The organism is Methanobacteriaceae archaeon (genome assembly GCA_013403005.1).
GTDB lineage: Archaea > Methanobacteriota > Methanobacteria > Methanobacteriales > Methanobacteriaceae > Methanobacterium.
Window position 1 is genome coordinate 206,137 of sequence record JACBOA010000007.1, and the last position, 22,296, is coordinate 228,432.

Annotated in this window: 21 protein-coding genes; 13 read left to right on the forward strand and 8 right to left on the reverse strand. The window is 39.7% G+C overall.

Features of this window, described 5'->3' with window-relative positions:
• Positions 1-191: 191 nt before the first annotated feature.
• The 7 genes from HVN35_06960 to asd all read left to right on the forward strand — a co-directional run bounded on the left by HVN35_06960 (position 192) and on the right by asd (position 6,003).
• Positions 192-1,064, forward strand: coding sequence for a shikimate kinase (locus HVN35_06960; protein NYB52276.1), 873 nt, complete (start codon positions 192-194; stop codon positions 1,062-1,064).
• On the forward strand, positions 1,057-1,350 hold the full coding sequence (locus tag HVN35_06965; GenBank protein ID NYB52277.1) for a chorismate mutase: 294 nt from the start codon (positions 1,057-1,059) through the stop codon (positions 1,348-1,350). Before HVN35_06960 ends, HVN35_06965 begins: the two co-directional genes overlap by 8 nt.
• A 4-nt stretch (positions 1,351-1,354) precedes the next feature.
• Positions 1,355-1,546 (forward strand): 30S ribosomal protein S17e, encoded by a 192-nt coding sequence (locus tag HVN35_06970; GenBank protein NYB52278.1) that lies wholly within the window; start codon positions 1,355-1,357, stop codon positions 1,544-1,546.
• An 11-nt stretch (positions 1,547-1,557) separates the two neighbouring features.
• The gene (locus HVN35_06975) at positions 1,558-2,778 is read left to right on the forward strand and encodes an aspartate kinase (protein ID NYB52279.1); all 1,221 of its coding nucleotides are present in this window, start codon (positions 1,558-1,560) and stop codon (positions 2,776-2,778) included.
• Positions 2,775-3,665, forward strand: a complete 891-nt coding sequence (locus HVN35_06980; protein NYB52280.1) for a 4-hydroxy-tetrahydrodipicolinate synthase — start codon at positions 2,775-2,777, stop codon at positions 3,663-3,665. The genes HVN35_06975 and HVN35_06980 overlap by 4 nt, the downstream gene beginning before the upstream one ends.
• A 197-nt stretch (positions 3,666-3,862) precedes the next feature.
• Complete coding sequence (gene dapB / locus HVN35_06985) at positions 3,863-4,681, forward strand: 4-hydroxy-tetrahydrodipicolinate reductase (GenBank protein NYB52281.1); 819 nt, start codon at positions 3,863-3,865, stop codon at positions 4,679-4,681.
• Between the two features lie 275 nt (positions 4,682-4,956).
• Positions 4,957-6,003 (forward strand): aspartate-semialdehyde dehydrogenase, encoded by a 1,047-nt coding sequence (asd, locus tag HVN35_06990; GenBank protein NYB52282.1) that lies wholly within the window; start codon positions 4,957-4,959, stop codon positions 6,001-6,003.
• Between the two features lie 214 nt (positions 6,004-6,217).
• On the opposite strand, the gene HVN35_06995 is transcribed toward asd, so the two are convergent.
• A complete protein-coding gene (locus HVN35_06995; GenBank protein NYB52283.1) occupies positions 6,218-6,556 on the reverse strand; it encodes a hypothetical protein in 339 nt (112 codons plus the stop codon).
• A gap of 501 nt (positions 6,557-7,057) precedes the next feature.
• On the opposite strand from HVN35_06995, the gene HVN35_07000 reads away from it, so the two are divergent.
• From HVN35_07000 to HVN35_07010, 3 genes are all read left to right on the forward strand, one after another.
• Complete coding sequence (locus HVN35_07000; GenBank protein NYB52284.1) at positions 7,058-7,567, forward strand: hypothetical protein; 510 nt, start codon at positions 7,058-7,060, stop codon at positions 7,565-7,567.
• Between the two features lie 214 nt (positions 7,568-7,781).
• Positions 7,782-9,410, forward strand: coding sequence for a TCP-1/cpn60 chaperonin family protein (locus HVN35_07005; GenBank protein NYB52285.1), 1,629 nt, complete (start codon positions 7,782-7,784; stop codon positions 9,408-9,410).
• A gap of 213 nt (positions 9,411-9,623) precedes the next feature.
• Positions 9,624-9,977, forward strand: a complete 354-nt coding sequence (locus HVN35_07010; protein NYB52286.1) for a rhodanese-like domain-containing protein — start codon at positions 9,624-9,626, stop codon at positions 9,975-9,977.
• A gap of 62 nt (positions 9,978-10,039) precedes the next feature.
• Here the strand turns inward: HVN35_07010 and HVN35_07015 are convergent, their stop codons facing one another.
• Positions 10,040-11,191: a thiolase domain-containing protein gene (locus HVN35_07015; GenBank protein ID NYB52287.1), complete on the reverse strand. Its 1,152-nt coding sequence runs from the start codon at positions 11,189-11,191 to the stop codon at positions 10,040-10,042.
• 36 nt (positions 11,192-11,227) lie between these two features.
• On the reverse strand, positions 11,228-12,283 hold the full coding sequence (locus tag HVN35_07020) for a hydroxymethylglutaryl-CoA synthase (protein NYB52288.1): 1,056 nt from the start codon (positions 12,281-12,283) through the stop codon (positions 11,228-11,230).
• A 292-nt stretch (positions 12,284-12,575) separates the two neighbouring features.
• On the opposite strand from HVN35_07020, the gene HVN35_07025 reads away from it, so the two are divergent.
• Positions 12,576-13,214: a 5-formyltetrahydrofolate cyclo-ligase gene (locus HVN35_07025; GenBank protein ID NYB52289.1), complete on the forward strand. Its 639-nt coding sequence runs from the start codon at positions 12,576-12,578 to the stop codon at positions 13,212-13,214.
• Positions 13,215-13,252: 38 nt separating this feature from the next.
• On the opposite strand, the gene HVN35_07030 is transcribed toward HVN35_07025, so the two are convergent.
• The 4 genes from HVN35_07030 to HVN35_07045 form a co-directional block, all read right to left on the reverse strand.
• Entirely contained in the window at positions 13,253-13,615 is a 363-nt protein-coding gene (locus tag HVN35_07030) for a hypothetical protein (protein ID NYB52290.1), read from the reverse strand.
• Between the two features lie 393 nt (positions 13,616-14,008).
• Positions 14,009-14,422 (reverse strand): ferritin-like domain-containing protein, encoded by a 414-nt coding sequence (locus HVN35_07035; GenBank protein NYB52291.1) that lies wholly within the window; start codon positions 14,420-14,422, stop codon positions 14,009-14,011.
• A gap of 130 nt (positions 14,423-14,552) precedes the next feature.
• On the reverse strand, positions 14,553-14,978 hold the full coding sequence (locus HVN35_07040) for a PaaI family thioesterase (protein NYB52292.1): 426 nt from the start codon (positions 14,976-14,978) through the stop codon (positions 14,553-14,555).
• A gap of 311 nt (positions 14,979-15,289) precedes the next feature.
• The gene (locus HVN35_07045) at positions 15,290-18,943 is read right to left on the reverse strand and encodes a DUF11 domain-containing protein (GenBank protein ID NYB52293.1); all 3,654 of its coding nucleotides are present in this window, start codon (positions 18,941-18,943) and stop codon (positions 15,290-15,292) included.
• Positions 18,944-19,321: 378 nt separating this feature from the next.
• Between HVN35_07045 and HVN35_07050 the strand changes: the two genes are divergently transcribed.
• Positions 19,322-20,077: a hypothetical protein gene (locus HVN35_07050; protein ID NYB52294.1), complete on the forward strand. Its 756-nt coding sequence runs from the start codon at positions 19,322-19,324 to the stop codon at positions 20,075-20,077.
• An 87-nt stretch (positions 20,078-20,164) separates the two neighbouring features.
• On the opposite strand, the gene msrA is transcribed toward HVN35_07050, so the two are convergent.
• Complete coding sequence (gene msrA / locus HVN35_07055; protein ID NYB52295.1) at positions 20,165-20,650, reverse strand: peptide-methionine (S)-S-oxide reductase MsrA; 486 nt, start codon at positions 20,648-20,650, stop codon at positions 20,165-20,167.
• 244 nt (positions 20,651-20,894) lie between these two features.
• Between msrA and HVN35_07060 the strand changes: the two genes are divergently transcribed.
• On the forward strand, positions 20,895-22,265 hold the full coding sequence (locus HVN35_07060) for an MFS transporter (protein NYB52296.1): 1,371 nt from the start codon (positions 20,895-20,897) through the stop codon (positions 22,263-22,265).
• Positions 22,266-22,296: the final 31 nt, after the last annotated feature.

The window sequence follows — 22,296 nt, forward strand, 5'->3', positions numbered from 1 at the left end:
TATCAAAGTTATCTACCAAAAATCCTATTGGATATTATTTGATGTACTAATCAATGATTATCTTTTACCTATTTTCTTCTAACTAGGTCTATTATTCCACCTGTGTCTATCGATGTATTTATTAGTGCTTTTCAATTAATGTATTATAAAATAGCACGAAAACACATAGAATCAAATCATTAGGTGATAATTTGAATGTAACTGTTAGATCTCCAGGGTCTGCCACAGTGATAAATGCCATCTCCACTGGTTGTGGTTCAGCCTTTGGCATAGGACTTCATGTAGATGTAGATGTGTGTTTAAGATCCTCAAAGAAAATATACAAGACACAGGAGGATGTTGACACCACCCTTATGGAGATCTGTGTGGGAAAAGTTCTTGATAAATTTGATCTTGACACTGGAATACAGGTTAAGACCAGCTCCACACTCCCTGTTGCTTCTGGACTATCCAGTAGCAGCGCCACCTCCAATGCAGTGACAATGGCCACTTATCATGCACTAATTAAAGAGGGTCTGGTGCCTGAAAATAGTTTGAATGATTACGATTTGCTCAACCTGGCAATAGATGCTTCTCTGGAGGCCGGGGTCACAATTACCGGTGCATATGATGATGCAACTGCCTCTTTTTTTGGGGGTCTGACCATTACTCACAATCCTCGCCGGGAGATCCTGCACCGTAGCCAGATGGAGGAGCAAAATATATTAATATATATGCCCAATAGAAAGTCACTTACTGCCCAATCTGATGTGGCCAGGATGAAACTTTTAGCTCCCTGGGTTAAAATTGCATTTCAGGAAGCACTGCGGGGTAACATTTACCAGGCCCTGACCCTTAATGGGATTTTATACAGTGCTGCACTCAAATTTAATGCAGAAATAGCCCTGGATGCCCTGGAATCAGGTGCATTAGCTGCCGGACTTTCCGGTACTGGGCCTTCATTTGTGGCTATTGTCCCAGATGAATCTCTGGATGAGGTGAAACAGACATGGAGTTCATACCCTGGCAGAGTCATATCAACTGTAGTAGATAACATGGGAACCAAGGTGGTTAACCATGAATAGGGCAGAAGCATTAAAAAAGCTCCAAAGCTCTCGAAAGAGGATAGATGAACTGGATGAGGAAATAATAAGACTCATCAAAGAACGAACATCCCTGGCAAGGGATATTGCCCAGGCTAAGATGGTTCTTAATATGGAAATTCATGACCCGGAAAGGGAAGAAGATATTCAACACAAGATTCGAGAAATTGCTAAGGAGCAGGAAATAAATAAAGATAGTCTCACCCAGATCATAATGATACTAGTGGATTTGAGCAAAAAAGAACAAGAAAAAATCTTAAGGAGGTAGCCTCATGGGAAACATTAGAACATCATTCGTTAAAAGAACAGCAAAAGAGCTGATTGAAACTTATCCAGGTAAATTCACCACAGATTTCGATGAAAATAAGAAGTTAGTGCAGGAATTCTCCACAGTAAGTACCAAACATCTGCGCAACAAAATCGCAGGTTACGTAACCCGATTGGTTAAAAATAACTACTTCTAAGGTTGGTTGCTATGGAAATTATAGTGGCCAAGTTTGGAGGAACATCCATCGGAGATGGGAAAAGGATCAAAAAAGCAGCCCGAGCAGTGGTTAAGGAGTACATGAAGGGCAAGAAGGTAGTAGTGGTGGTTTCAGCCATAAACAAGACCACTGATGACATACTGGAAATCGTGGACAAATCTATCGGAGAATCCATAACCGAGAAACAAATGGCTGACATACTCTCTATGGGAGAAATAACCAGTGTTCGCGTGTTCTCATCCACCATAGAATCTTTAGGTGTGAAATCTGAATATATAGATCCTCATATGGAAATTTGGCCAGTTATAACTGACAGCAACTATTTAAATGCTAAAATCGACTTTGCAGAGACAGAAATCAGATCCCGGGAAATATTAAAACTCCTGGATCAGGGAGTGATCCCTGTTATCTGTGGTTTCCTGGGAAAAGACTCCGAAGGCAATATAACCACCCTGGGAAGGGGTGGAAGTGATATTACAGCCTTCCTGATGGGCCACTGCCTCCAGGCAGAAGAGGTGATCATTGTCACCGATGTGGGGGGAGTGATGTCCACAGATCCCAATAAATTAGAATCTGCCAAGAAACTGGACAAAATCAGTGTAGAGGAAATGAGAGACCTGGCCACCCACGGAGCCCAGGTACTACACCCCCATGCACTGCGCTACAAGGACCCTAAAATAAATGCCAAGATTATAGGATTTGAACACGGAGACTTATCCGCACCAGGAACAGAGATTATGGGTCCCTCTAAGGATAAAATGTTACGTTCAACCACCCTGAATAATGAACCAATTTCGGTCATTGCAGTGGTGGGCGAGGAACTCCTGACCAAGGTAGGGATACTGGCTGAACTAACCAAAACCCTGAAAGATAATAATATTAACATTTATGGTATATCCACAGGCCAAAATTCAATAACACTATTCATTGATAAATCAATGGCTGATGCAGCTCATGAAATACTTCATGATGTGGTGGTAAAAAACCCGGATATGAGTTCCCTTTCACTGGGCCGAGAAATCGCAATGATAAGTGTCAACAGCCAGGACTTCATTGACACCCCGGGAATAATCAGCAAAATCACCGACCCGTTGCGGCAAAATAAAATTAATATAGTGGAAATCTCATCAAGTCAAACCTCAGTTGTCATATTTGTGGACTGGAATGATGGTAAGAGAGCTTATGAACTGGTAAGGAGAGTCTTGGAATGAAATTGGAAGGTACAACAGTTGCTATGGTAACCCCCTTCACCCGTGAAGACACGGTGGATGAAGAGGGGATGCGGGAGAACATGAATTATCTCCTAGAGCGAGGTGTAAATGGCTTACTGGCCGCCGGAACCACCGGTGAGTCTGCCACCATAACCCACCAGGAACAGAAGAAGATGATGGAAATACTGGTGGATGAGGTGAAGGGTAAGGCAGCTGCAGTGGCCGGAGCAGGTAGTAACTCTTCCAAAGAAGCACTGGACTTGGTTAAATATGCAGAGGATGTTGGTGCAGATTATGCACTGGTAATAACTCCTTACTACAACAAACCCCAACCACACGGGCTTTATGAACACTATAAAATGTTAACAGAATCCACTGACATTCCCATCATAGTCTATAACGTCCCTTCACGTACCGGGACTGACATTGATGTTGAAACCATAGGACGCGTAGCCCAACTGGATAACATTGTGGCCATCAAAGAAGCCAGCCCTGATCTGGACAAAGTATCCCAGACCATCCAGAAAATAGACCAGTTAGGAATAGATGATTTCCTGGTCTTATCTGGCAATGATAACTTAACCCTTCCCATGATATCCCAGGGATGTAAGGGAGTTATCAGTGTGGTGGGTAATGTTGACCCGGCTCGCATGAGTGAAATGGTTAAAAAAGCCCTTGAAGGGGACTTTCAGGGAGCTAGAGATCTACATTATGAATTATACGACTTAATGAAGGTTCTTTTTGTTGAGTCCAATCCTGTGCCAGCCAAAACAGCACTCAACATGATGGGCAGACCAGCCGGGCATGTGCGCATGCCACTGGCACCACTCAAGCAAGAAAGCCAGGAAAAGCTCAGGAAGGTGCTCCTGGATTTGCAGCTTATTTAAACCCTAAATTAAACCTTAATAAAGATTTAATATCATTAAATTGGAATTGAAGGTTTATTGTTTTTTTAGGTAGATAATAGCTGTCTTGTCCAGGTGCAAAGGATTTTTTAGAATCACTAATTTTTTCTTTTTTTTTATTGTCCAAAAAATGTGTTTAGAAATTTTTAAGAAATAATTAGTTGAGGAGATGATATATAATGATAGATGTGGCAGTAACCGGTGCTGGTGGAAGAATGGGCTCCATGATCATCAACACCATCCTAAAGCAGGATGACATGCAACTAGTGGCAGCAATTGAGGCCCCTAACACCCCCCTAGAAGGAAGGGATGTGGGTGAGGTCATGGGAATCGGACCCATCCACGTGGACATAGTGGGAGCAGAAAAACTCAGAGAAACTCTGGATACTAAAAAACCCGATGTTTTGGTGGATTTCACCATTGCAAACGCAGCAGTTGATACTATAAAAACGACCGCAGAATCAGGTGTTAATCTGGTGGTGGGAACCACAGGTTTTACTGAGGAGCAGATGGCAAACAATGAAAATGCCATAAGAAAAAACCAAGTGAGAGCAGTAATCTCTCCCAACATGGCAGTGGGAGTAAATGTATTCTTTAAAGTGGTGGAGGAACTGGCCGGGATACTCACAGATTTTGATGTAGAAATAATAGAAGCTCATCATAACCAGAAGAAAGACGCACCATCTGGTACGGCAGTAAAAGCTGCAGAACTAATAGCAACGGCTTTGAACAGGAAAATGGATGAAGTTGGCGTCTATGGAAGGCAGGGTATGGTGGGAGAGCGAAAACCAGAAGAAATTGGAATACACGCCGTGCGTGGAGGAGATATAGTGGGAGATCACACCGTTCTTTTTGCAGGTGATGGTGAAAGACTGGAAATCGTGCACCGGGCCAACAGCAGACAGGCCTTTGTAAACGGGGTGATTAAAGCTATTAGATACGTTATAACTGCTGAAAAGGGTAAAATAAGCAGCATGAATGATGTATTGGGATTATAAATTTCCTGTGACCATGGCTTCCAATGACCACAGAATATCAATGGATTGAAGATATTAATGGATTATAAAAAACTATTATGAATATTGATAGAGGATTAAATAGTCAATTCAAAGAGGCTATTATTAAGGCATGATTAAAGGGAAGAATGGATGAAAGGGTCAATATAAAGAGAAATTTAATTAAAAACTGATTTAACGCAATTAAAAAATATAAACAAATTAATAAGGGGATAAATTGAATAGAATAAGATAATAAGAATATGAAAGGTGGTTATATGGTAAATGTAGGCATATTAGGTGCAACTGGAATGGTGGGTCAAAGGTTCATACAACTTCTTGATAATCATCCCAAATTCGAGATAACGGCTCTAACAGCATCGCAGCGGTCAGCAGGGAAAAAATATCAGGATGCTGTAACCTGGCACATGGACACCCCCATACCCGAGGCAGTGGAAAACACAGTGGTAGTGGATACTGATCCCAGACAGGTGAAGGATGTGGAAATAGTTTTTTCAGCTTTACCAGCCAGTAATGCAGCAGTTGTTGAGCCTAAATTCGCAGAAGCCGGTATGAAAGTTGCCTCAAATGCCAGTGCCATGCGTATGGAACCGGATGTTCCCCTGGTCATACCGGAAGTCAATCCGGAACACTTGGACTTAATAGAAGTGCAGCAGAAACGTAGAGGATGGGATGGATTCATAGTAACCAACCCCAACTGTTCCACCATAGCTCTGGTCCTAACCCTTAAACCCATATACGACCAGTATGACATTAACCGGGTGTACGTATCAACCATGCAGGCAGTATCCGGAGCAGGTTACAATGGAGTGCCCTCCATGGCCATCCTGGACAATCTTGTACCCTTCATAGGAGAAGAGGAAGAGAAGATGGAGGAAGAGACCCTCTACATCCTGGGAGATTTCGATGGTGAAAATGTTGAATCAGCCTCCTTTGGCCTCAGCACATCCTGTCACCGGGTTCCAGTAGTGGATGGTCATACTGAAGCAGTATTCATGGAGATGGATCAGGAATTTGACTTGGAAGACATCAAAAAATCCTTAAAAAACTTTAAAGGGCTACCACAGAAGCTGGATCTTTTCTCTGCACCTGAAAAACCAGTAATAGTACGTGAAGAAGACAACCGACCACAACCCCGAATGGATCGTATGAGAGAAAAAGGAATGGCAGTGACTGTGGGAAGGTTACGAAGGGATGCTAACATAGCCCACAGTCTTAAATATGTACTTTTAGGCCATAATACTATCCGTGGAGCTGCTGGAGCATCTATACTAAATGCAGAACTGATTGCAGAGATAATGTAGGAGTTATATTATTCAAATCCCAACATTAACTCCCTCTTTTTTTTAATCGAATTTTTCAATTTAAAAAATAAATCTTTTAGGCTTTGAATGGTAATGGTTTATGTTATTAAAGAACCAAACAGTTTATAACTAATTTTAAAGGTCTAAATAATTTTAAAGGTTTTAACAGCTTATAAAAGTTTTAAGATTTTTACAACTTATGATAGGTGTAGGATCAGGCTGATGTAGAGCTTCTAACATGGGAGATGTCAGTAGTACTGTTTATTCCTATCGAGCTGGGAATGGTAAACGTTTTTATCACAGCTCCTGATGGGTTTGCATTCCAGTCATAGGGTCCTGCTACTGTCCAAGAAGTTGTTTGATTTTTAATGGTTAATGTAACCAGAACCCAACGGTTTTTACCAGTCCAATCAGAACCTGGCAGATCCTGAGGTTCTACATCAGGTCTGCCAACTCCCACTAAAACTGTAAAACTTTCACCAGGTGAAAATTTGCCCAAGTTGATGGTTTTTGTTTGTCCTTTGTTTAGTAAAAAGTGGTTCTGGCACACCACTTACCTTTTCGTAGTTCCATTTGTAATTTTTCCACTTAGTATCCTGCCTTCAAAGCGTAGGGAGTCTTGATACTATTATTTCTAGTTTAACATCAACAGGTTCATTTGAAGACTGACATTGGAATAATTAGTGCATATCAGAAACCTAATATTATCAATAATATCAATAATAGTCACTGCTCCCTATAGAAGCAAATACTCTGTTGCACCCTGACCTTTTTTAATCATCTAGCACATTTTAATCCCAAATAAAATACAAGCGTTCACATTCTAATAAATATTAAAGTTTTTCTTTTGAATTATCACCAAAAAACACAAAAATTACAAAAAACACAAAAAACAACGTTAAATAAATCATCCAATAGAATAATATATGATAATAAGAAGATTTCATTTTAAGGGTCTAATGATATGGAAGGAATGATGTCTTAACTTTTAAAAGTGATGGGAGAATAATTAAATTAAGAACAAGTTTTAGATTAGAGTAGTAATCGTGATAACATGGCAATTTTAAAGGATACCGAGAGAGAACAGTTGAGGCAACTGGTGAAGGCGTGCCTCTTGGAAATTAGCAAGTTAAAAATCGACCTTAAAAAGTGCCAGAAAGAATCTTCGAAAAATATACTTCAAGAACACAGCAAACTTCAAAAGTTACAGACTGAACAAGAGAAGGAATTAAGTAAAAAAGAAGATGAAATCAAAAAATTACTCAATCTTATAGAGGAAAAAGATTTGAAAATAAAAGAATTAGAGAAAGTAAAGGATCAGTTCAAACTCCTTACCCAGAAACCCAAAAATGATCTAACCTATTTCCAGTCCAACATCTACCTTTTACTCCCTGATAAAGAGGATGAAATGGAAAACCTCTATGAATCTATAATTGACCTTGGTTTCAAGGAACTCACCCTCCAGAACTTTGAGCACGCCCTAAGGAACCTAGAAAGAAAGGGATACTTCAGTTCCAGGGAAGAAAATGGTAAAATTCTTTGGAAAAAGATCGAAAAAGACTAAAAACAAGCAATATTTATTTAGCTTTTCAAATGTGTTTATTTTTCTAATTTATCTATTCTATTTATCTATAATTCCGTATAATTCATTTGATCGTATGAAATATCATGAAAACCATCCATTTTTTTATTTTAAATCAGGCAATCACTGAATAGTAAACTATTTATATAACCTCTAACCCACTGATCATTTGCATAAAACAATTTGAGGTGATAATGTGGCACAATTAAGTGGACAAGGCCAACCAGTTTTAATATTACCGGAAGGTACTAACAGATTTTTAGGAAGAGATGCTCAGAGAATGAACATATTAGCAGGAAAAGTCTTAGCAGAAACCGTAAGGACTACTTTAGGTCCTAAGGGAATGGATAAAATGCTCGTGGACAGTTTAGGGGACATCGTTGTAACCAACGATGGAGTAACCATCCTCAAAGAAATGGACATCGAGCACCCTGCAGCTAAAATGTTAGTGGAAGTAGCAAAAACCCAAGAAGACGAAGTGGGAGATGGAACCACCACTGCAGTTATTATTGCTGGTGAGCTACTCAAAAAAGCAGAAAACCTCCTGGATCAGGAAATACACCCAACCATAGTAGCCATGGGGTACCGGCAAGCAGCTGAAAAGGCACAGGAAATCCTGAGTGTAATAGCCATAGATGCCGATGACAGGGATACCCTCATGAAAGTAGCCATGACAGCCATGACCGGAAAAGGAACTGAAAAAGCACGGGAACCACTAGCAGAACTGGTGGTAGGAGCAGTCAAACAGGTTGAAGAAGATGGGGAAATCGACACCGACCACATCAAAATCGAGAAAAAAGACGGAGCAACTATCGACGACTCCCAACTGGTAAATGGTGTAATTATAGACAAAGAACCAGTACACCCCGGCATGCCTAAAAAGGTGGAAGACGCACGAATCGCACTCTTAAACAGTGCTATAGAAGTTAAAGAAACAGAAGTAGATGCTGAAATCCGTATCACTGACCCCGCCCAGATGCAGGCCTTCATTGAACAGGAAGAACAGATGATCCGTGACATGGTGGACAAAATAGCAGATGCAGGTGCATCTGTACTCTTCTGTCAGAAAGGAATAGATGACCTGGCCCAGCACTACCTGGCTAAAGCAGGAATCATGGCAGTGCGCAGAGTCAAAAAATCAGACATGGAAAAACTAGCCCGAGCAACCGGAGCCACCGTGGTCACCAACATAGAAGATCTCTCCTTCGATGACCTGGGACTAGCCGGATCTGTTGCTGAGAAAAGAATCTCTGGCGAAGAAATGATCTTCGTGGAAGAATGCAAAGACCCCAAATCAGTCACCCTACTTATCCGCGGTTCTACTGAGCACGTGGTGGATGAAATCGAAAGAGCAGTTGAAGATGCCATTGGCGTAGTTGCTGCCACAGTAGAAGACGGAAAAGTGGTTGCTGGTGGAGGAGCTGCAGAAATCTCCATAGCCAAAGGATTAAAAGAATACGCTGACAGTATCAGTGGCCGTGAACAGCTAGCAGTATCTGCCTTTGCTGAAGCACTGGAAGTTGTACCCAAAACCCTGGCAGAAAACGCAGGACTGGACAGCATCGATGCTTTGGTAGACCTACGAGCAGCTCATGAAAAATCATTATACATGGGACTGGACGTATTCAAAGGTGAAGTCACCGATATGTACCGTGCTGGAGTTATCGAACCTCACCGGGTTAAAAAACAGGCAATCCAATCTGCTGCAGAAGCTGCTGAAATGATCCTAAGGATCGATGATGTCATTGCATCCTCTGGCGCAGGTAAAGAACCTGACATGGATGACATGGGCGGAATGCCTGGTGGAATGCCACCAATGATGTAAAGTCTCTTGACTTTACTCATTTCTATCTATTTTTTTTTAATTTAACTGATTATTTTCCAATTAATTTTTCTTAAATTCTTTCATTCAAGATATAAACTGCTTATAGTATTCTTACAGAACCGATAAATTTATTCAATTAATTTACCATAAGATTACTATAAGAAAAATGAGATCTATTTTTAAGGATAGATGATTAACTGATAGAGGTTAAATATGTTCGCACGAAAACCGTCATCTCAAAGTGATCTGGATCCAAACTCTGCTTTTAAACTGATTCAGGAGAATAAAGATAACCCTAATTTTATTATACTTGATGTTAGAACCCCTGGAGAATTTAATCAGTCACATATTGAGGGTTCTGTACAATTAGACTACCAGTCAAGGGATTTCGAGAAAAAATTGCTTGATTTTGATAAAAATAAAATATATCTGGTTTACTGTCGTTCTGGTATGAGAAGCGGTGCCAGTATCGATATAATGGCCAAAATGGGGTTTAAAAATTTGTATAATATGGCTGGTGGAATAATGGGGTGGGAAAACTGTGGATTACCTCTAAAAAAGCCTTGAAATATAATAATAGAAGGAATCTGTTGATTTATTCCTTCCTTAATTATTTCTAAGTTCTGGGTTTAACGACCAAAGATATGCACTGCAGCAGTACCACCAGTACCGCCAATATTATGGGTCATACCCAATTCAATGCCCTCAACTTGTCTTTTACCCGCATCTCCCCTCAGCTGCCATACTATTTCAGCAGCCTGGGCAATACCTGTTGCTCCTAATGGGTGTCCACGTGCTTTAAGACCTCCAGAGGGGTTCACCGGTATTTGACCATCAATTGCAATCATACCATCTTCTACAGCCTGACCGCCCTGTCCTTTTTCCACGAATCCCAAGTCTTCAATGGCTAAAATACCATTTATACTAAAACAATCATGCACTTCAACTGCCTGAATGTCTTTGGGTCCCACACCTGCCATTTTATATGCAGTTCTGGAGGCATGTACTGTGGAGTCAATGGTGGTGATGTCCCTACGGTCATGGAGTGCAATGGTACCTGAGGCCTGGGCTGAAGCCTTCACATAGACTGGGGTGTCTGTGTATTTACGGGCATCCTCAGCAGGGCACAGTATAACTGCTGCTGCACCATCAGTTACCGGGGAACAATCCAGCAATCTCAGGGGGTCAGCCACCATGGTTGAGTTTAAAACCTGATCCACCCCAATTTCGAAGGGGTACTGGGCTAAAGGGTTCAAAGCACCATTATGATGGTTATTAACACTGAACATGGCCAGTTGTTCCCTGCTGGTTCCGTATTCATGCATGTGTCGGCGAGCTATCATGGCATAGAGTGAGGGGAAAGTCACTCCCTGTTGGGCTTCCCATTCCTGATCTGATGCAGTGGCAATGGCAGGGGTGGGATCCACAACATCAGTCATCTTCTCCACTCCCGCGGAAATAACCACATCATGATAACCAGAGGCCACAGCCATTATTCCACTTCTGAGGGCTAAACCCCCTGATGCACAGGCAGCTTCCACCCTGGTGCAAGGTATGGGTGTCAGACCGGCATGATCAGCAATGAGGGAGGCGATATGCTCCTGTTTTATGAATAGACCTGCAGTCATGTTCCCCACATACATGGCTTCCAGTTCTGCTCCTTCAATACCTGCATCGGCAACAGCTTTCATTCCAGCTTCAGTGATCAGATCCCTGAATGATATGTCCCACAATTCACCAAATTTGGTTTGTGAAACTCCAATAATTGCAACATCTCTCAATATAACATTCCTCCATTTAATAATAAGTATTATGTTTTAACGTGGAGTGAGGCCTGCCATCCTCAATTTTCCTTTGAACTTGGTGTATATGGCGTAGTTTACGTATTCTTTCTTCTGGATCATATCCTGAACCTTGGGGGCCAAGTCACGTTTTTCATTTATTAGATCATTAACCGTGATGCTGAATGCATCACTACCAGCACCTGAACCATAAGAAACTGCGAAAATACGTTCACCTGGTTGTGCAATATCCAAGATAGCTGCCAGTCCCAGTGGTGTTGCTCCAGAATAGGTGTTACCAATCATGGGTGTTAAGAGTCCGGTTTTGTACTGTTCTTCTTTAAATCCAAGTTTTTTGGCAGCCCTGATGTAAAATTTACCATTGGGCTGGTGGAAAACGGCATGATCATAATCAGATGCTTCAGTGCCCAATTTTTCCATCATTCCCTTGGCTCCCGAGAGCACGTGTTTAAAGTAAGCGGGTTCACCAGTAAATCGTCCTCCATGACGAGGATAGGGTTGTCCTTCCCTTCGGTAAAAGTCAGGAGTGTCAGTGGTGAAACTGTAGGTGCCTTCAAAATCAGCAATGGTATTTTCGGATCCAATTAGATAGGCAGCTCCGCCAGCAGATGCAGTGTACTCCAGTGCATCACTAGGAGCACCCTGAGCAGTGTCTGCTCCGACTGCAAGACCATATTCAACACTATTAGAATCAACCAGTCCAATACAGGCTTGTATTCCTGCAGTTCCAGCTTTACATGCGAATTCCATGTCCGCTGCTGTGAGATCCGGGCTGGCTTCCACAGCTTCTGCCACTATGGTGGCAGTTGGTTTAACTGCGTAAGGGTGTGATTCTGAACCAACATAAACTGCTCCAATTTTTTGAGGATTTATACGCGCTCTTTTTAAGGAATTACGAGCAGCTTCCACTGATATGGTGGCGGTGTCTTCATCTGGGGCGGGCACTGATTTTTCGTTAACTACCAGTCCTCTGGAAACTGCCTGAGGATTATCACCCCAGACCTTTGCAATCTCTTCAACTTTTATACGGTATGAAGGTATGTAAACTCCATATCCCACTATTCCTGCCATATTAACTCACAACCGTTTAATATTATTCAAATTTGTTGTTAAGCCAATTATTTTTTTGTTAAGTATTTTTAAAGTATATCAAAATTTTTTGGCTTGTTTAATTTGGGTTTTACGTTAAAGTTTTCCATTAATGTTCGTGTAAGCGGTGTATATTAAAAAAAATACAATTATTAAATTATAGACTAAAACCAGTTTATATACTTATGTATGTGATGGGCTGAGGTGTCAGCATTTTAATGAGAACCGATTTCTGTCAATTATTTATTAGATATAAGTCATAAAAGTAAATTTAATGACTGTTAAGAATAAGAAGAAACTTAGGGAAGAAATATGGAGTATTCTAGATGAGGATAATCTTATCAGATCTTCCCAATCATGCGTAGGGAAAATTCCTAACTTTAAGGAGGCTCCTCTTGCAGCTATCCGACTTACAAATACACTTGACTGGCAATATTCACAAACAGTGTTCACCAGTCCGGATTCTGCTTTAAAGGAAGTACGTGAATATGCCCTTCGCTATGGTAAAAATCTGATAATGGCCACTCCCAAAATTAAGGAAGGATACCTTCTCATCAATCCCAAAAAAGTTAGGGGTCATGAAAAAATAGCATCTACCATTAAGGGCGCCTTTAGATTTGGTGAGAAAATAACTAGTTTCCCCCAGATAGACTTGGTGGTGGAGGGTTCTCTGGGTGTTGATCTAATTGGAAACCGTTTGGGTAAAGGTGGAGGGTATGCTGATCGTGAAATTTCTCATTTATTTAATGAAGGGGTTATAAATGAAAATACAACCCTGTGCACGCTAGTTCATTCCCTGCAAATTAAAGAAAAAATTCCAGTCGAGGATCATGATGAAAAAATTAACCTGATTGTAACACCGGAAATGGTGATAAGAACAGATTCTATAACAATAAAAAATTATTTGAAATAACATTTAATTTGAACTAACATTTATATTAGCTTAATTTATTAAAATATATCCAACAGCATTTCCAAATCCAGCTTACCCACATCCTCCAAGGTTTTCATATCATACTTTTTATAGAGGGCATTCCAATCCTGTTGAAGCATAAACTCCTGAAAACCCACTGGAGTCATTGACGCACTGCCAGATTTCATATCCTCCAGTTCTATTATACAACTTTTTAAAAGTTCTTCAGAGTCATCTAATTCCATGAGTTTTTTCAAAAAACCCTTATCATCCTTAATGGGTTCATTAACTTCTATTCCCTTGTAGTAAAATTTTTTGAAGGTTTTATTCTGAGACAAAAACCTGTAAACAAGTATTAATTTCTCCTGAAGTTCTTCTAATTCATGGGGGGTCAAATCCAAACAAACCACCTTCTTTTTCAAATATATATTTCAAATTTTATTATAATTATCTGGATAATTATAAGAGGGTAATATATTCTTCTCATTGTGACATAGTACCGGGATATATAATATTCCTAATATTCCAGATAATTTCTAGTTCAATTAGACTCTAACATAGGAAATGGGGGACTGAAAACAATAAAAAAGCTTCAGAAAATCCAGAAAAGGGAAGAGGTCGTTCTAATAACTCTTCGAAACTTTTATAATCTCATGATGTACTAAATGAATTTAAATATGTGTAACGAGAGTGTATATCAAAAGAATTTTTAAAATTTATCGTGAATTGGAAAATTTTTTAAATTTTTAAATAATATTTGAAAGTAAATATAAAAAAATTACCCTTTTAATGGTTTAATCCTGTTTTAAATTATCCAAACGGTCACGGAACTCTTTACGGTGTCGTCTTTCTTCATCTCTGATATGTTTAAGAACTCCCACCACTTCTTCATCGTCAATAACTTCAATCTGGTGGGTGTATCTATCAATACCTTCAGATTCCATCTCTATCTGCCTTTGAAGCATTTCTTGCAGGTTATCTCCACCATAATCCAGTTCTTTGTGATTCATGATTGGTTTTCCCCCTCTTTTGGTTATCAGATCGGCTAACCACCACATATGTCTCATTTCATCAACTGATATGGCTTCTGTAACTCTGCTGGGGTCGCATTCGTCCATCATGAATGAATTAAACACATAGGTCATGGTTGTTTCCAGTTCCGCAACGAAATCCTCATTTAACATGGCAATTATATCTTTCTTGTCCAAATAAATACCTCCTGTTATTTATATTTATCAATTACTTTATCAATTACACAGTTCTAAACATTAAATTCTATAAACCATACAATGCTGATTAGATACTATATTAAATTCCATTTAATTTGTTGTCCCCCTATTAGTCCTGTTCAACAACGGAATTTAATAAATCATCAATTTTTTCCCTTTTTCGGTAAGCCATGCCCTGAAATACACTAACCAGGTCCCGAACCTCATCATAAATTTCTACAGTGTAGCTGGCAATTCTACCTCCGCTGGATAATTCACGGGCCTCTGCAGTTAAAACTCCACTTTTAACAGCTTTCAAATAGGATATATTGGCGTTAATGGCCACAGTAACGGTGCCGTGTGAATTAGCAGCAAGGGCAAAAGTAAAATCTGCTAATGTGAATAGAGCACCTCCATGCACAGTTCCAACACCGTTAAGGTGCATATCAGACACTTCCATCCTAGTAGTGGCTTTTCCAGGGGAGATGTCAACCACTTCAATACCGCTTACCGCAGCAAAACGGTCATTTTCAAAGAATTCCAGGATTTTATCCATTTAAAAAACCTATCTAATCTTTTTATAATATTCCATCAGTCTTCTATAACCTCTAGGTGTACATTCTGCAATTACTGATTAATAAAATAATTGTCATTTATAGTAGAACATTGAAAGTATAAAACTCTAAAATGGGATTCGACATCATCACTCCTTTGTGAAGAGATTGGTGATAATGTTTATAGTCCGATAATAGTCTATATGATAATAGTCTTTAGTAGCTGTCGTTGTTTTTAAATAAATTGTTTTTGGTGGAAAATAATGAAAATAGGGGTAAAAAAATAAAATTCCCCGCGGGTTAAGAGATTTGCTTATTTTCTTTTTGCACTAAACACACCAGATAGTAGCATTAACAGGGCTAATAAAAGAGCCCCTAATGGTGCACCTGTCTTTTGCATGGGCACAGTTTTCCCATTAACTGGAATGGCTTGCACATCAAGTGTGGCCGTGGCATTCTGGTTGTCTAAGATTGGATCGTAAGTGTCGGAATAAACGTGTGCATGGTTTTCTAACGGTCCAACCTTTTCTACTCCAACAGTTATTACCAGTTGGGCAACTGCACCTCTTGGCAGGTTTCCTATGGTCCATATGCCTGTATTAGGATCGTATGATCCATAGTTGGCACTGGAGCTGATGTATACAGCACCTTCCGGCAGTTTATCTGTGACATAGACATTGGTAGCAGTATCCGGCCCTTTGTTCTGCACGATTAGGGTGAAGTAGATTAGTTCATGGATGTAAGGACGAGGATTACTGACTGTTTTAGTAATTTCCAGATCTGCTGCTGGTGGTACGTTTATCGTTGCATTGACTTCATTTGCCCAGTTGGTCATTTCCCCAGTTGCATTTACCAGTGCGGTGATGTTTAGAGTTGCGGTGGTGCCGTTTAATAACGTTCCCACATCCCATAATCCGGTCATCGAGTCATATATTCCTTTGGAGGACCAGTATGAAACGAATACCAGTCCGTTTGGTAATTCATCTATAACTTGCACGTCTGAGGCATCGTTTGGTCCGTCGTTATGTACTGTTACCGTGAATATAATCGTACTTCCATAGTTTGGTGTGGAGTTGTTCACTGTTTTGGTAATTGTGATATGGGCATGAGGTGGTATGTCCAATTGTGCACTAGCGTTACCAAATGGTGGTCCCTTGGGGTATTCTGGGTTATAAGTGTTTTGTGTAGTTTGATTTACAGTGTTGTTGAGTGTGGTGTTAGCTACTGTAATCTGTCCAGGTATTGATATCCAAAATGTTTGGCCTACATTAACCGTTGTACTTACAAATCCAGGCCATATTGCAGGTATATTATTCCAGATTCCAGAATCAAATTTATATTGCCAGTAACTGTCTGGTGTGAATCCTGCTGGTAGAATATCACTTAGAGTAATTGTAGCATTACTCGGACCGATATTGGTAGCACTGAATACTATCCAAACATTATCTAGGTACTGGGCTGTGGTTATAGGTGTTCCGTCCTGGGTTGCCCTCCACTCTTTATTAAGTTTAAATATAGATGCGTCTGGCACATTGATGGTTTCGTTATCTTTGCTCCATTCCTCTTTGTCAAAGGTGGTTTGGTTACTCACAAAAGCCCAGTTGGTTATTTTTCCTATTCCAGTCACGTTGGCTGTTATGTTCAGGAATACACTCGTGCCATTTAATATTGTTCCTATATTCCATATTCCAGTATTCGGGTTATATGTTGTTCCTGGTGTAAATACTGATGAAAAGTAGGTTAATCCAGCTGGTAGAATATCTGTTACTTCCACACCCTGGGCATCGTTGGGTCCAGTGTTAAATGCTGTGATGGTAAATGTTACTAAACTCCAATAATTCGGTGTTGGATTATCAACTGTTTTGTCTAGCACTACATGTGCAGCTTCGCTTACAGTTATGGTGACGGTTGCATTGTTATCAGGGTGTGGATCGAAGGTTGTTGTGGTTACATTAACGAAATTGGTTATCAATCCAGTGGCATTTACTATTGCAGTTATATTTATGGTTGCATTTTGATTATTTCCAATGGTTCCTAAGTTCCAGGTGTATATGTTTCCCACGACTGAGGATGGTACTGGTGTGGAGGACACGAAAATCAGGCCAGTTGGCCATACATCTGTGACCACAACATTTTCAGCATCATCCGGTCCTGCATTGCACACACCAATGGTGAAGTGAATGGTATCACCAAAATCTGGTGTTGAACTGTCTACTTTTTTGCAGATTGAGAGATCTGCTGTGGGTACATAAGGGTTTTCTACAAAAATTGTTATTGAATCATGGTTGTTTAGGGGATTGGGGTCGAATTCAGTTCCGTTGACCCTGACTATGTTGGTTGTATTTCCTATGAAAGTGTTACTTATGGTGGCGTTGAATTCAAGGGTCACTGTTTGACCAGAAGTTAAAGTTCCAATGTTCCATATTCCGGTGAGATGATCCCAAGTTCCCTGACTGGGATTGGCAGCACCAAATGATGCTATTCCATTTGGTATAGGGTCGTATGCCTTCACGTCATTTGCGGTGTTGGGTCCGAGGTTTGTAACTGTTAGGGTGAAGGTTACGTTTTGTCCAGAGGTCAGGTCATGTGTTTGATTTGCTGTTTTTGATATGGCCAGGTCTGCGGCCGGGATTAAATTGCTGATAAATGTTGCATTTTTACATAAGGTTCCATTAACATATGCATTCACTGTGTTAGTGAGAGTTGCTGGGGGTGTTGCGGCGGTATCTACTACTCCTCTAACCCAGAAATTTACAATCTGACCAACAGAATAGCTTCCAAGAACTACATTCTGCCCTGAAGTGTAAGGACTCCAGTTAATATAATCCAGGGAGTATTGTGCATTTTGAACTTCAGTTGGTAGAACATCAGAAAAGCTCACAATCCAGGCAGTGTGGGGGCCATTGTTTCGTATGCTCATTTCATAAGTCAATAAACTTCCAGGCCAAACAGGCTCAGGGTTCCCTTCTTTGGTCACATTAAGGCATGCTGGGAAGTCTACTTGGGGTATGGGTAAGGTTAAGTTTCCTTTAATGTTATTGGGGTCTGTGTAAGTGATGTTTGCTACTACGTTGGTGGGAATGTTGAATCCATTAATGGTGGACATTAATTGGTAACTCACGTTCCATGTTTGCCCATGTCCCAGAGTTGGGATAAACCAGGTTAATGTTCTGCTACCATCCGGGTTTAAAACATTGGTGGTTGGAGTTATAGTAGCACCCATATAGGTCATATAGTTCGGTATAACATCGGTAACTGTGATATCTTTGGCTTTAGTGGTTATACTTTGGAATATCTGGTTATAGACACTTTCAATGACAGAAGCGTTGTTGGCAAAATAATATTGCGGCACGCCATTGATAACTGATGCCATCTGGGTTAATACAACAGGATCAACATCCGGTCCCAAACCTATGGTGTAGACATTGTATCCCATACTTTTAGCCAGGTTAGCAAAGTATATGGCCCTCTGGTTAGGAGTGTGTGTAGCATTACCTCCTGCATTAAAGATTCCGTCTGTTAGTAAGATTATATTTCTTTGGTTAGCGGGAAGTGAGGATAAACTGAGTATATTGATGGATGTTTCCATTGCCAGAGCACCGTTAGTGGTTCCTCCAGGAGTGTTCTGGTTCACCACATTAATGGCTTGGTTGAAGTTACTGGTTAAACCTTGCTGCTGTTTTATTATGTTAGCCCAATTAACCACACCAACTTTATCGGTGGTGTTGTTCATTTTATTTATGAAACTGATGGCTCCAGTTTTTCTAAGACCGGTGGGGTCACTGGTAGTCATACTTCCAGAAGCATCTATAGCAAAAACCACGTCAGCAGGAAGTCGGGTTGAACTACTCGATCCATTCACTTCTATATAAACCGTGGCCGTATCAATATCAGTTACTTGTGCGGTTTTATTTGCTTCTATAGCCTGTTCCTGAGCACACACAGAACCGGCCATAAAAAGTATCATAAAAACCGTTAAAAAACTTATTAAAATCAATTTTCTTGGCACTTTTCCACCTCTTTTATGAGTGATTAAGTTAAGAAGAAGAATTGAATCAATGAAGTCGAGTATTTCCCTAAATAAAAAATTGTTTTATTAGAAATCGTGATATTTGCCTTTTTTTCTTCTTTTAGGAAACAATTAACTAATTATATGTTCATTTATTAATATAAAGATTATTGTGATCAATCAACAATTTATTCTCTTATTTTTTTGTAAATCTGATCATATCATTGAACTTTAATGGGAGATAATAGATATGATAAAAATCTATATTTAGACGTTTAATTGAGTAAATAAAACTTTATACCAGATTGCAATTCCAGATCCTAAGATGTGATAAGAGTGAAGGCCATGTTACTAAGGGTGGGTATTGATAAATCCAGCGATGGAGTCCTGGCACCAATATTTCCTGATGGAAGTTTTGAATACATCCCTTTATCTGAAAAAGACAATAAATCAATGGAAAACCGCACATTCCACGACATAATGGGTCGTAATGGTAAGTTGCTTTCAGTTTACCTCCCACCAAAAATCGCAAATCGTAGGGTGCACTTTGACCCCGAGTTTGAGACATTCACTTATGGTGATGAGGGGAGAAAAGCCACCTATCTATTGAAACTAAAACCAAGGGACATTCTTGTATTTTACGCAGGTTTGTCACCTCATAAGGGGGATGATTACTTTAAAGGGGACAAATACCAAGAAGCACTTTACATAATAGGCTACTTCACTGTTTTGCAAATCATGGACTTGAAAGATAAACCTGAAAAAACCTTTAACACCCTAAGCGAAACCTATATTCATAAAACATATATCCATAGTTTACGCAAAAAATTTCCCCTTAATTCACACCTTAAGCGTGGGCATAATCAGGACATGGTCCTGATAGTGGGAGACCCTGATAGAAGTAAAATACTTGAAAAAGCTATTTTAATCAGTGAAAAGAAGTTTAATAAGATTGGAAGAACATACCATGCAGTCTCCCCTAAAATGGAAAAATTACTTGGAATTAAAGGTTCTATTCAGCGCAGTATCCCGCCTCGTTATATTTTTGATGAGAAGAAACTTGAAAATCTTAGAAAATTATTGAATTTATAAATTGATTTTATGATATAAACGATTTAAGAACCTTAAGTAGGTGTTTTTAAAGTTTTTGGGGTTTTTAAGATATATTTGAGGGCTTGTTTAAAAACGGCAACTTTTCTGTCCAGTTTTTTCCAGGTACTGTTGATGGTACTCTTCAGCTCTCCAAAATTTAGTGGATGGGAGGATTTCTGTTACAATCTTTCGAGGGTAACGTTTGGATTCTTCAAGTCTTTTTTTACTTTCCCGAGCTAATTTTTCCTGCTCAGAGTCGTGGAAAAAAATAACAGACCTGTACTGGGCTCCAATATCAGGTCCCTGCCTGTTTAAGGTAGTGGGGTCATGAATATTCCAGAAAAGATCCAATAGCTCAGAGTAAGAAATGATTTCAGGGTCATATGTCACTTCCACCACTTCCGCATGACCGGTAACTCCGGAACAAACATCCTGATAGGAAGGATGGTCAAAATTGCCTCCAGAATACCCTACTTGAGTATGAGTGACTCCTTCCAGTTTCCTGAAGGCATCTTCAACTCCCCAGAAACATCCAGCACCAAAAGTAGCTTTTTTTAATTTTTTTTCACTCATCTAAAGACCTCTTGTTTTCATGGTTAAAAATTTTTAGGTTTTAAGGGTTCAAAATGAATGGTCTTTAAGTAGATAGTTTCTTTAAAATTCTTCTTTACATTTTATAAATCTTTAATCCATTTTTTTATAATTTTTTTAAACCATTTTTTGTATGTTTTATAAGTTATATCACTTGAGGCAAATAAATTTCTGCAAATATTATTATGTTTTTATGGAGAAATAATTTTTATGAGGTATCTTTTTCATGTCCTTTTCATCTAAAAACTATGCATTGGTTGTGGCAATTTTAACTTCATTTTTAACTCCGTTTGTAGGATCATCTATTAACATAGCATTGCCCTCTATTGCCAACGAGTTTGCAGCCTCAGCCATAGTAATAGGGTGGATACCCACAGCATATTTGCTTTCACTGGCTGTTTGCCTCGTCCCATTTGGTAGAATAGCAGATATTTATGGTAGGAAACGTATTTTCACTTATGGCATAATAATCTTCACCATATCCTCTTTATTAGCCACATTATCCTTCTCTGTGGAAATGCTCCTTGTATTCCGGGTCTTGCAGGGTGCGGGCAGTGCCATGATCTTCGGAAACTTATTTGCCATCATAGCCTCCATATTCCCTGCCAGTGACCGTGGCCAAGCACTGGGAATAACCATCACCGGAGCATTCCTGGGACTGTTTCTAGGCCCTGTTTTAGGAGGTTTTTTAACTGAATACTTTGGATGGAGGAGTATATTTTTCTTCAATGTACCTCTGGGATTTCTGGCAACAGTAGCCGTAAGTAAATTAAAAGGTGAATGGACGGAAGCTGCGGGAGAAAAATTTGATATAATTGGATCTATAATGTTAGGGTTCTCTCTGGTGACTTTAATGTATGGTTTATCTATGTTACCCGAAACATGGGGTTTTTATTTTGTATTTAGTGGTTTATTGGGTTTAATTCTCTTTTATATAGTTGAAAGTAGAATCCAAAGTCCGGTTATTGATGTTAAAGTCTTTGATAATTTGAGTTTCACTTTATACAATTTGGCAGCCTTTATCAGTTACTGTTCTGCAGCACCCATAATATTCATTTTAAGTCTTTACTTGCAGTATATTAAGGGATTGGACCCTCAGTGGGCGGGGATAATCCTATCAGTGCAACCGGTTATGATGACTATTTTCTCACCTCTGGCAGGGAAGTTATCTGACAATACCCAACCTCGAAAGGTGGCAGCATTTGGAATGGTTCTGAATACCATAGGATGTGGTTTATTCGCATTCCTGGGGGAGAATACCAGCATAATAATCATAATTTTAGGACTGGGATTACTGGGACTGGGATTTGCAAATTTTTCTTCCCCCAACACCAATGCCATAATGAGCAGTGTGGAATCCCGACTTTATGGTGTGGCTTCTACCACTGTAACCACCATGCGAGTTTTAGGGCAGATGTCAGGTATGGGTGTTGTCCTGGTGGTGCTGGTTTTAATAATGGGAAGCTCTACCATCAACCCTGAAAACTACTCAGAATTTATAACCAGCACCAGAATATCCTTTACATTATTTGCTGTATTAAGTTTCCTGGGAGTTCTAGCCTCTTTGGCTGGTGGTAAAGATTTAAAAAAGGAATAAATAACAATAAATAAAAATTTTAGGAAGCATC

Bases quoted from the DNA above. Each gene is read 5' to 3' on its own strand.
- HVN35_06965 (NYB52277.1), top strand. From the start codon at position 1,057: ATGAATAGGGCAGAAGCATTAAAAAAGCTCCAAAGCTCTCGAAAGAGG.
- HVN35_06970 (NYB52278.1), top strand. From the start codon at position 1,355: ATGGGAAACATTAGAACATCATTCGTTAAAAGAACAGCAAAAGAGCTG.
- HVN35_06975 (NYB52279.1), top strand. From the start codon at position 1,558: ATGGAAATTATAGTGGCCAAGTTTGGAGGAACATCCATCGGAGATGGG.
- HVN35_06980 (NYB52280.1), top strand. From the start codon at position 2,775: ATGAAATTGGAAGGTACAACAGTTGCTATGGTAACCCCCTTCACCCGT.
- dapB (NYB52281.1), top strand. From the start codon at position 3,863: ATGATAGATGTGGCAGTAACCGGTGCTGGTGGAAGAATGGGCTCCATG.
- asd (NYB52282.1), top strand. From the start codon at position 4,957: ATGGTAAATGTAGGCATATTAGGTGCAACTGGAATGGTGGGTCAAAGG.
- HVN35_07000 (NYB52284.1), top strand. From the start codon at position 7,058: ATGGCAATTTTAAAGGATACCGAGAGAGAACAGTTGAGGCAACTGGTG.
- HVN35_07010 (NYB52286.1), top strand. From the start codon at position 9,624: ATGTTCGCACGAAAACCGTCATCTCAAAGTGATCTGGATCCAAACTCT.
- HVN35_07020 (NYB52288.1), bottom strand. From the start codon at position 12,283: ATGGCAGGAATAGTGGGATATGGAGTTTACATACCTTCATACCGTATA.
- HVN35_07025 (NYB52289.1), top strand. From the start codon at position 12,576: ATGACTGTTAAGAATAAGAAGAAACTTAGGGAAGAAATATGGAGTATT.
- HVN35_07040 (NYB52292.1), bottom strand. From the start codon at position 14,978: ATGGATAAAATCCTGGAATTCTTTGAAAATGACCGTTTTGCTGCGGTA.
- HVN35_07045 (NYB52293.1), bottom strand. From the start codon at position 18,943: ATGATACTTTTTATGGCCGGTTCTGTGTGTGCTCAGGAACAGGCTATA.
- msrA (NYB52295.1), bottom strand. From the start codon at position 20,650: ATGAGTGAAAAAAAATTAAAAAAAGCTACTTTTGGTGCTGGATGTTTC.
- HVN35_07060 (NYB52296.1), top strand. From the start codon at position 20,895: ATGTCCTTTTCATCTAAAAACTATGCATTGGTTGTGGCAATTTTAACT.